Annotated in this window: 2 protein-coding genes and 1 pseudogene; 1 reads left to right on the forward strand and 2 read right to left on the reverse strand. The window is 64.9% G+C overall.

The window, feature by feature from the left end; translation table 11 throughout:
• Window positions 1-572: 572 nt before the first annotated feature.
• Both ACZ6BB_RS42135 and ACZ6BB_RS42140 read right to left on the reverse strand, forming a co-directional pair.
• Window positions 573-659, reverse strand: a pseudogene (locus ACZ6BB_RS42135) (IS5/IS1182 family transposase); the annotation flags it as partial.
• 29 nt (window positions 660-688) lie between these two features.
• Window positions 689-991 carry an IS3 family transposase gene (locus tag ACZ6BB_RS42140; protein WP_471620370.1) on the reverse strand — a complete coding sequence of 101 codons (303 nt, stop codon included), beginning with the start codon at window positions 989-991 and terminating at the stop codon, window positions 689-691.
• 245 nt (window positions 992-1236) lie between these two features.
• On the opposite strand from ACZ6BB_RS42140, the gene ACZ6BB_RS42145 reads away from it, so the two are divergent.
• Window positions 1237-1656 (forward strand): peptidase inhibitor family I36 protein, encoded by a 420-nt coding sequence (locus tag ACZ6BB_RS42145; protein ID WP_471620371.1) that lies wholly within the window; start codon window positions 1237-1239, stop codon window positions 1654-1656.
• Window positions 1657-2230: the final 574 nt, after the last annotated feature.

The raw sequence follows: 2230 nt of genomic DNA on the forward strand, positions 1-2230 counted from the left end.
ACCCGCTGAAACAGCTCCCACAACTCATCCGGCACCAGCCGCTCAACGATCCTCACCACGACCGGCAGCTTACCCAGCCAAATGAGATGACGTCTTAGCGGCGGTACCTGCGGTTGCCCATAACCGCGGGCCCTGTTGCTGGCCCCGGCCGGGGCCAGTGCCACGACCTACCGCCGGATCAGTGTCCTGCCGGCAGCCACTCGCTTATTCCTGCGCTGGCCGGGCCATCCTGCCTGATCAGGGAAGTCATGTCTCAGTTGCAGCGCTTCGATTCACAGCACGAAACCACATCCCCTTGCCCGCATGGAGCCAGCCCTGGCGTCGCGCAGGATCCGCCTGTCGCCACCCTGTTCCTGATGGTCGGGCTCCCCGGGGCCGGGAGAGAGCAGTTCCAGGTGCCTGACGCCGCCGAACTCGCCGGGGGCAACATCCCCAGCCCGCCGGCGGGCTGGCCGGGTTGGCCGGAGTGGGCGGTAGACCACTGGCCCTCGTGCACCGATAGCTAAGAGGTCTCGCAGGTAGGAGTGTGCTCATGGGCGGCGGTTCGGCCGTTCGTCCCAGCGGTGGCTTGTCTATGCCTGACGGATCAGGCTACGCACGGTGATGATGGTGTCGGCGAGGTCGAAGAAGGCATCGATGACGGTGGCCTGGCGCTCGTAGGTGAGTCCGCTGTATCGGCTTTTGGGACCTAGCGCTGTTCGGTGAGGAACGCGTGGGCGGCGGCCGGGTCCGTGACGATGGTGCGGTGTCTGCGTCGCAGCCGCAGTCCGGCCAGGCCGACCTGGCGCATGAGGCGGGCGACGCGCTTGTGATTGATCCGCTCGCCATTCTCACGCAGTTCGGCAGTGATTCTCGGGACGCCGTAGGTGCCGTCCGAGCCTTGGCGGACTTTCCGTATCCGGGCGCCGAGCTGCGCGTCGGCTGCCTGGCGGGCCGCACTCGCGGCTGCGGTCCGGCGCCAGTAGTAGAAGCTCGAGCCCCACTTCACCACGCTCCGCAACGTGGACAGGGAAATCCTCCGCCGGACCTGGTTCATCGAATCTCAAGCCGAGTTCGGAACCGCGTCGGTACTCCTGAGGTTTACCGCAGAGATACACCGCTCGTTTGACGCCCGACCCCCGGGGCGCTGACATCGTCAGGCCATCGCTTGCCCCAGCACGGCACCGCCGATCGTCCTCAGCCCGGGGGCCCGCGGGACAAGCGCAGTTCACTGAGACACGGGATCAAGGAGGAATAATGCACGCCACCCGGAAGATCGTTACCATCCTGTCCTTGGGAGCCGCACTAGTTCTGGCGGTACCTATCACCGCAGATGCCGCCAATCCTGCCGCGGCCCGGACACATGCCCAGGCGGCCAGCGTCGCGTGCCCGCAGGGCTTCGTGTGCATTTACCCGGACCGCGACTTTCGCGGGCAGCCGTACGTCAAGCGTGCCTCGGACGGCAGCGTCAGCCACCTCCCGGATTACATCCGCAGTAACGGGAGTTCCGTCATCAATAACTCCAGCAGGACCGCACGGGTCTATCAGAGCGACAACTACAGTGGCCGACGCGTGTGTGTGGGGCGCAATGGGGGTTCCATACAGGACCTGCGCTCTTACCAGCTCAACGACACCACGCACTCCCTGAGGAACAACGACACGGCCTGTGGTGGCTAGGGAGCTGCCACGATCCGGCACAGGCACCGGCCACATCATCGACAATCTCGCCGGGTCTGCAGCAGCCCAGAACTTCGGGTTCAGCCGAAGCCGCAGACCCTCAATACCCTTCCACTCATTCTGGAACAGGGAGGCTGAGCCGGTAGGGTGACGAGGCGACGTACGGCCCGCAACAACGGCTAAAGGGGCTCCGCCCCCGGCACCGGGGGCGGAGCCTCTGCGCGTTGGAATGGAATTCCGCTTTGCAAGGGTTCCGTCCCTTTCGCCGAGCTGCGATGTGCCGGGTTGGTGTCAGTGACGGCAGGTCAGACCGGGGTGTTTCCCCTGTTCGGGCGTTCATGAAGAGCAGCGTCACTGCCATGGGGCAGTATCTGTAGCGGGCGCGCCTGTCATGGAGCGGTACACCACACTCCGCTCCACTGTCTTGAGAACTGCACTTCTGATCCCTTGGTGGCGGCGCGGTGGTCGGTGTCGGTCTTAGAGGTCGTTCTCTTTCCGAATCTCGTGTGCGGATTCCGCTGGTCAGGCATGGGATCGCAGGTGTTGCGGAAGTCTCGGCTCGTTGCTAGCCGAG

This window comes from Streptomyces sp. NPDC041108, assembly GCF_055592645.1.

Excerpts from the sequence above, each read along its gene's own strand:
- ACZ6BB_RS42145 (WP_471620371.1), top strand. The coding sequence starts at position 1,237 with ATGCACGCCACCCGGAAGATCGTTACCATCCTGTCCTTGGGAGCCGCA.